This window comes from Micromonospora echinofusca (assembly GCF_017614955.1).
In the GTDB taxonomy this organism is placed as follows: domain Bacteria; phylum Actinomycetota; class Actinomycetes; order Mycobacteriales; family Micromonosporaceae; genus Micromonospora; species Micromonospora echinofusca_A.
Genome location: NZ_WVUH01000344.1, coordinates 1 through 7470, shown reverse-complemented (window position 1 = coordinate 7470; position 7470 = coordinate 1). Strand labels below are relative to the sequence as shown.

At 72.1% G+C, this 7470-nt stretch carries 5 protein-coding genes and 1 pseudogene; 4 read left to right on the top strand and 2 right to left on the bottom strand.

The features are described from left to right. Positions 1-3: 3 nt before the first annotated feature. Together GSF22_RS27820 and GSF22_RS27815 are read left to right on the top strand one after the other, a co-directional pair. A pseudogene (locus tag GSF22_RS27820) lies at positions 4-1437 on the top strand (MFS transporter); the annotation flags it as partial. Between the two features lie 125 nt (positions 1438-1562). After that, positions 1563-3035, top strand: coding sequence for a pyridoxal phosphate-dependent decarboxylase family protein (locus tag GSF22_RS27815; RefSeq protein ID WP_208816701.1), 1473 nt, complete (start codon positions 1563-1565; stop codon positions 3033-3035). Between the two features lie 100 nt (positions 3036-3135). Here GSF22_RS27815 and GSF22_RS27810 read toward each other — a convergent pair whose 3' ends face one another. Next, positions 3136-4083, bottom strand: coding sequence for a hypothetical protein (locus tag GSF22_RS27810; protein ID WP_208816700.1), 948 nt, complete (start codon positions 4081-4083; stop codon positions 3136-3138). A 315-nt stretch (positions 4084-4398) separates the two neighbouring features. Here GSF22_RS27810 and GSF22_RS27805 point away from each other — a divergent pair, with 315 nt between their 5' ends. Both GSF22_RS27805 and GSF22_RS27800 read left to right on the top strand, forming a co-directional pair. After that, positions 4399-4965, top strand: a complete 567-nt coding sequence (locus tag GSF22_RS27805) for an NADH-quinone oxidoreductase subunit B (protein WP_208816699.1) — start codon at positions 4399-4401, stop codon at positions 4963-4965. A 93-nt stretch (positions 4966-5058) separates the two neighbouring features. After that, positions 5059-6375: a DUF2252 domain-containing protein gene (locus GSF22_RS27800; RefSeq protein WP_208816698.1), complete on the top strand. Its 1317-nt coding sequence runs from the start codon at positions 5059-5061 to the stop codon at positions 6373-6375. A gap of 12 nt (positions 6376-6387) precedes the next feature. On the opposite strand, the gene GSF22_RS27795 is transcribed toward GSF22_RS27800, so the two are convergent. Further along, complete coding sequence (locus GSF22_RS27795; RefSeq protein WP_208816697.1) at positions 6388-7434, bottom strand: glucose 1-dehydrogenase; 1047 nt, start codon at positions 7432-7434, stop codon at positions 6388-6390. Positions 7435-7470: the final 36 nt, after the last annotated feature.

Sequence of the window (7470 nt, the reverse complement as noted above, 5' to 3'; positions counted from 1 at the left end):
GCCATGAACCCGCCCCGGCCCGAGTCGCCGGCCCCAGCCCCGCAGCCGGTCCGGGTCGAGCCAGCGGGACCCCGGACGGCGCCGGATGCCGGGCCCCCGTCGGCGGGGCAGCTGCCCCGCCGGGTACACGCCGGTTACGCGCTCGGATCGCTGGTCACCGGCGCGTTCGGCACCGTACCCGGACTCCTGCTGCTGCCCTACCTGACCGACACCCTGGGCATCGCCGCCGGCCTCGCCGCCCTGCTGGTGCTGGTTCCCAAGGCGTGGGACGTACTGGTCAACCCGGTCGCCGGGCGCATCTCCGACCGCACCCGGTCGCGCTGGGGCGCCCGGCGGCCCTACCTGCTCGCCGGCGGGCTCGCCCTGGCGGTGCTCTTCGCCGGGATCTTCGCCGCGCCATTCGGTGCCGGGGCGGGTGCCGGCGCGTACGTCGCCGTCGCCTTCCTGGCCACCGCGACCGCGTTCGCCTTCTTCCAGGTGCCGTACGTGGCGATGCCCGCCGAGCTGACCACCGACTACGCCGAACGTACCCGGTTGATGACCTGGCGGATCGCGGTGCTGGCGCTGGCCATCCTGGTCTCCGGCGCGGTCGCTCCGCTGGTGGTGACCGCCGGTGGGGAGGGGATACCCGGGCACCGCTGGATGGGGCTCTTCGTGGCCGGGCTGATCGTCCTCGGTACGGCCGGCGCCTTCCTCGGCACCCGGGGCGTACCGGACGGCACGGTGACCGAGAGCGAGCCGAGTCTGCGCGCCCAGCTCGCCGTCGCCGGCCGGAACCGGCCGTTCCGGCTGTTGCTGGTCTGCTTCGTCATCCAGTCCGCCGGGGTGGCGACCATCCTCGCCGGGGTCAACTACTTCGCCGACCAGATCCTGCGCAGTCCGGAGACCGGGGCCACCCTGCTCTTCGCCTGTTTCGTCGGCCCGGCCCTGCTGGTGATGCCGCTGTGGACCCGGGCCGGTGCCCGGCTCGGCAAGCGGACCGCGTTCGTCGTCGCCTCGCTGCTGCTCGCCGGGCCGGCGCTCGGTCTGCTGGCCGCCCCGGTACTGCCCCCGGTGCTGGTGTACCTGCTGGTCGCGGTGATGGGGGCCGGGTACGCCGGACAGCAGGTCTTCGCGCTCGCCATGCTGCCGGACTGCATCGCCTACGACACCGCGCGTACCGGTCGACGCCAGGCCGGGGTCTTCACCGGCCTGTGGACCGCCGGGGAGACGTTCGGCCTCGCCCTCGGGCCCGGCATCTACGGCCTGGTGCTCCAGTTCTCCGGGTACGCGTCGTCGAACACCGGTACGGCGGCGGTCCAGTCCGACGGGGCGAAACTCGGCGTGCTGATCGGGTTCACCGTGCTGCCCGCCCTGCTGGTGGTACTCGCCGTGCCGTTGCTGCGCGGGTACGACCTCACCCCGGAACGCCTCGCCGCCGCCACCCGCACCCATCCCGTCGATGCCGCCGCCACCCGCACCCACCCCGTCGATCATGGAGTTGTGCTGGGGGACAAGAGTGGCGAAACGGAATCAACGGGGCACCATAACTCCATGATCGACAAAGCTGGGGAGGGGTCGTGATGAACGAGGCGTTGCCGGAGCAGGGCGTACCGGCCGGGCAGGTGCTCGACGAGATCCGGGCGCTGCGCGCCGGGGACCGCCCCACCCACGGTGGGCGGCTCTTCGCGTACGTCTACGACCCGGCGGTACCCGGCCTGGACGAGCTGGCTGCCTCGGCGCACGCGCTCAGCGCGCACGTCAACGGGCTGGACCCGACCGCCTTCCCGTCCCTGCTCGCCATGGAGAACGCCCTGGTCGGGGCGGCCGCCAAGCTGCTCGGCGGCGGGCCGGGGACGACCGCGCCGGACGTGGTCGGCAGTGTCACCAGCGGCGGTACCGAGTCGCTGATCCTGGCGGTCAAGGCCGCCCGGGACGCCCGGCCGGACATCGAGCGGCCCCGGATCGTGGTACCCGTCAGCGGGCACGCCGCGTTCGCCAAGGCCGCCCACTATCTGGGCATCGCCCTGGATCTGGTACCCGTCGACCCGTCGACCCTCCGCCCGGCGCCGGAGGCGGTGGCCGCCGCGATCGGGCCGGACACCGTGCTGGTGGTCGCCTCCGCCCCGTCGTACGCGCACGGGGTGGTCGACCCGGTGGAGGCGATCGCCGCAGCGGCTGCCGCTGCCGGGGTGCGCTGCCATGTGGACGCCTGTTTCGGCGGCTGGACCCTGCCCTGGCTGCGCCGCCTCGGCGAGCCGGTACCCGCGTTCGACTTCAGCGTGCCCGGGGTCACCTCGATCTCGGTCGACCTGCACAAGTACGCGTACGCCCCGAAGGGGGTGTCGGTCCTGCTGCACCGGGATGCCGCGCTGCGTGCCCCGCAGTACTTCGCGTACGCCGACTGGCCCGGCTACGGGATGATCAACCCGGTGATCACCTCCACCCGCTCGGGTGGCCCGATCGCCGCCGCGTACGCCACGCTCCGGCACATCGGCGACGACGGGTACCTGGAGCTGGTCGGGCGGACCCGGGACGCGGTCCGCGCCCTCGCCGACGCGGTGCGGGGTGTCGACGGGCTGGAGCTGATGGCCGAGCCGGAGTCGACCGTGGTCTGCTTCACCTCCACCGACCCGGGCCTGGACCTGTTCGTACTGGTCGACGAGCTGACCGCGCGGGGCTGGCACACCCAGCCGCAGCTGTCGTACGCCGAACTGCCGGCCAGCGTGCACCTGACGGTGACCGCGTCGGTGGCCCCCCGGGTGGCCGAGTTCGGCCCGGACCTGCACGACGCGGTCGCGGCGGCGCGCGCGGCCGGTCCGGTCGCGTTGCCGGACGACCTGCTCGCCCTGGCCGGCGCGCTGCCCCCCGACGCCCTCACCCCGGAACTGGTCGCCGGGCTGGCCGCCGGCCTCGGCCTGGGCAGCGGTACCGGTGGCGGCCCGCTGCCGGACCGGGCGGCGACGGTCAACCGGTTGCTCGACGCCGCCCCGGTACGCCTGCGCGAGAAGCTGCTGGTCGAGTTCGTCAGTCTGCTGCAACGCCCCAGCTACTGAACGGCCACCGAACGGGCGGTCACCGATCGCCCGGCCGAAAACACCACCGATCGCCCGGCCGGAAACAGCGCCGGCCGGGCGATCGGTGCGCAGGCTTCGGTCAGCTCGCTTCGACGGTGGTCACCGTGAAGCTGACCGTGTTGTCGGCCGGGTCGACGTCGGCGACGGCGCCGTACGCCCAGTGGGTGCTCAGCAGCACCGTCGCGGTGCCGATGGGGCCGAGCGGCGTGCCGGCGGGGACGTCGAACAGGATGTCGAAGCTGCGCACCTCGCCAGGCATGAACTGGCCGCCGGGCACCTCGACCCAGGTCGGGAAGCTCGGCATGTCCTGCGGGTCGGTGCCCTGGAACCGCATACCGGCCGGCAGGGTGACCGCCTCGATCATGAGGCGGTCGTGACCGGCGTCGCCGCCGTACCGGACGGTCACCGGCATCCGGCCGAGGAAGCTGCCGTCGGCCTGCCGGGTGAGGGTGACCTGGCCGGGGGTGGTGAGGCCGGCGTCGGCCCGGGTGTCCTGCACGTACGGTCGGGGCTTGCGCAGCGAGCCGGAGGTGGAGCGGAACAGGGTGGTGAAGCTGCTCTGGTCGGCGACCGGCTGACCGCTCGGGGTCACCGTCACCAGGCCCCCCTCGGCGACCATCGGGTACGACCGGGGCGTGGTGAGGACCTGGAAGGTCATCTGGAAGGAGCGCTGCTCACCCGGCACGAGGTTCGGTCCCGGTACGCCGCAGTCGAAGATCCGGCGCAGGTCTGCGGTGTACCCGTAGGTGCAGGCGTTCGACGGGACCAGGTCGGCGATGGTGCCCCGCACCGGCTCGGTGATCCTGACGGTGAAGTAGGTGGTCGTGTCGCCCTCGTTCGTCACCGTGATCGGCAGGCTGCCCCGGTAACCCCGCTCGGTCGGCTCCAGCACCAGCCGCCCGACGGTGATCGAGGCGTCCGAGGCGGTGGTGGCCGGCGGGCCGGCGACGGCGGGTGCCGCCGCCAGCAGCGCCAGGGCCGAGCCGATGAGCGCGACCGAGAGCCGCCGTCCGGTACGTCGTTTCATGATGCTTCCTCCCGTGATCCCCGTTGCACGGCGGTTGCCCGCCGCGTCGATACAGCCAGGACGCGTTGGGTGGCGGGAAAGTTGCGGCCCGCCCGGGACGGCAACACGACAGGGCCGGGGTGCAACCGTTCCACCGGTACCGGAATCCCGCCGGGCCCGTTCGGGCGGTGCGGGTGGACAGCCGCAGCTCCGACGGCGCCGGTCGATGCGGCATCCGTTGCCGAGGTTGCCGGGGTCGATGCGGCATCGGTTGCGGAGGTTGCCGGCGGGGCGCTGTGGTTGACTGTCGACCTGGGGACAGGAGAGGAGACCGCCGTGCAGTTGCCGGCAGTGCTCGGCGAGCCGATCCGGTTCGTGCTCAACTGGGGCCGGCGCTACTCGCTCTGGGTCTTCAACTTCGGCCTGGCCTGCTGCGCCATCGAGTTCATCGCGACCAGTATGGGGCGGCACGACTTCATCCGGCTCGGCGTGATCCCGTTCGCGCACGGTCCACGCCAGGCCGACCTGATGGTGGTCTCCGGCACGGTCACCGACAAGATGGCGCCCGCGATCAAGCGACTCTACGACCAGATGCCCGAGCCGAAGTACGTCATCTCGTTCGGCGCCTGCTCCAACTGCGGTGGCCCGTACTGGGACTCGTACTCCGTCACCAAGGGGGTCGACCAGCTCATCCCGGTCGACGTGTACGTTCCCGGCTGCCCGCCGCGACCGGAGGCACTGCTGCACGGCATCCTCCGCCTCCAGGAGAAGATCGCCGCCGAGCAGTCCGGGATCGGCGGGGTGGCCCGGCCCGACCCGCTCGCCGCACCGGCCGACCGGCCCGCTGACCAGCGGTCGGTCGAGTCGCTCACCGCACCGGTCGTCCGGCCCCCGTCGACCTGACCACCGGACGGTCCCCGATCCGACCACCGGACGGTCCCCGACCGGACCACCGGGCGGTGCCCGGCGTGGCGGCGGAGGATTAGCCTGCCGTCCATGACCCAGACCGCGGAGAAACGTTCCGCCCACATCGTCGACGTGCTCATCGAGGAATTCGGTGCGTCGATGGCACTCGACCCGGCCGCCTTCCGCCGGAAGTTCCGCAAGATGGCCGCCTCCCCGTTCGCCTTCTACCGGGGCAGTGCCTCGCTCTTCTACGCCGACCAGATCGGCGACTTCGCCGACGACCGGTTCCTCGACGAGCGGACCAGCCGGGTGTGGATCCACGGTGACCTGCACGCCGAGAACTTCGGCACCTACATGAACGGATCCGGGCAGCTCGTCTTCAACGTCAACGACTTCGACGAGGCGTACGTCGGACCGTTCTCCTGGGACCTCAAGCGGTTCGTGGCCAGCGTCGCCCTGCTCGGGTACGCCAAGGCCCTCTCCGACCAGGTGATCAGCGAACTGGTCGGCGTGTTCGCCACCGCCTACCTGACCGAGTTGACGGCGATCGCGGCCGGCGGGGACGACGCGATCGGCTCGATCACCCTGGCCAACGCCGACGGGGTACTGCGCCGGGTCCTCCAGCAGGCCCGCCTGAACACCCGGGTGGACCTGCTCGACGGGCAGACCACCATCGACAACTACGAACGCCGGTTCTCCCTCGGCGACGGGGTGTACGAGATCGACGACGCGACCCGGGAGCGGGTCTGCGAGGCGTTCACCCGTTACCTGGACACCCTGCCCGAGGCGACCGCCCGGCTGCGTCCGGTCTCCGCGCACGTCAAGGACGTGGTACTGCGCAAGGGCGTCGGGATCGGCTCGGCCGGCCTGCCGTCGTACAACCTGCTGCTGGAGGGACACACCCAGGCGCTGGAGAACGACGTCATCATCTACATGAAGCAGGCCCAGGTGCCCGCCGTGGCCCGGCACATCGACGACGAGGGCGTCCGTCGTTACTTCCGGCACCAGGGTCACCGTACGGCGGAATCCCAGCGGGCGTTGCAGGCGCACGCCGACCCGTGGGTGGGCTACACCGAGCTGGACGGGGTGGGGCAGCTCGTCGCCGAGGTCTCCCCGTACGCCGCCGACCTGGACTGGGCCGACGTCAACGAGCCCGAGGAACTCGCCGGGGTGATCGCCGACCTGGGTCGTTCGGTGGCCCGGATGCACTCGGTGGCCGACGACGAGTCCAGCCACGACCTGGTCGACTTCTCCACCGAGGAGGCGATCGTGGCGGCGGTGTCGGCCGACGAGCCGGGCTTCGTGTCGTACCTGGTGGAGTTCGCGCACGCGTACGGCCTGCGGGCCCGGGAGGACCACCAGATCTTCGTGGACCTGTTCCGCAACGGCCGGCTGCCCGGCCTGTAGCGGTCACACCGGTCAGGTGGTGAACTCCAGGGCCACCTTGATGTCGTCCCCGGCCGGGGTGTACGCCTCCGCGTACGCCCCGACCGGTACCCGTCGGGTGATCAGCGAGTCCAGCCACGACGGGTCGGCCCGGGTCAGCGCCCCGGCGGCGAGGTCCCAGTGCCGCCGGTTCGCGTTGACCGAGCCGAAGACGACGTTGTTCTCCAGCACCAGGGTCCGGTTGAGGGCCCCGGCGTCGAAGTCGATGGTCCGGCCGCCGCTGGACACCCCGGCGAGACAGACGATGCCGATCGGGGCGGCCTTGCACATCACCTCCAGCACCACGGCCGGCGCCCCGGTGCACTCGACCACCACGTCCGGCTCGAAGTCGAGTTCACCGACCGTGCCGGTGTGGTAGGTGGCCCCGAGGGCCGCGACCAGGCCCGGCTTCGGTCCGGTGGTGTTCCGGTCGAGGACGTGCACGGTCAGCCCGCGCTGGGTGGCGAGCAGGGCGGCGAGCAGCCCGATCGGTCCCGCCCCGGTGACGAGTACGCTCTGCGGCTGCCACTCGGTGCGGTGCGCGATCCGGTCGATGTGGTCCCAGGCCTTGGCCACCACGCTGGTCGGTTCGAGCAGTACCCCGACCCCGGCCAGGGCCGGGTCGAGGCCGACCGCGAACTTGGGCTGGATGCGCCAGCGTTCCCGGGCGAATCCCTGCAACGCCTTGATCCCGTGTTCGGTGTAGAGCCCGTTGCGGCACATGTCCCACTCGTCGACCGCGCAGTTGGCGCAGGGCACCGGGTCGGGATGCCGGACGATGCCGGCGACCAGGTCACCCGCGCGGAGCGTCCCGGTGGGGTCCTCCAGTACCCGGCCCAGCGACTCGTGCCCGATGACCAGCCCCGGTGCCCCGGGCGGCGCCTCGCCGTAGTCACCCGCGATGATCTCGTGGTCGGTGCCGCAGACGCCCACCGCCAATGCCTCGACCAGGATCGCCCCCTCCTCGCTGGGCGGCTCCGGCCAGTCGTCGACCAAGCGCAGCGAGTCGGGTACCCCGGGTGTCACAGTCACGGCACGCACGGTCCGATTCTTCCCCGCGTCCGCCGTTCCCACCCC

Excerpts from the sequence above, each read along its gene's own strand:
- GSF22_RS27800 (WP_208816698.1), top strand. The coding sequence starts at position 5,059 with ATGACCCAGACCGCGGAGAAACGTTCCGCCCACATCGTCGACGTGCTC.
- GSF22_RS27810 (WP_208816700.1), bottom strand. The coding sequence starts at position 4,083 with ATGAAACGACGTACCGGACGGCGGCTCTCGGTCGCGCTCATCGGCTCG.
- GSF22_RS27815 (WP_208816701.1), top strand. The coding sequence starts at position 1,563 with ATGAACGAGGCGTTGCCGGAGCAGGGCGTACCGGCCGGGCAGGTGCTC.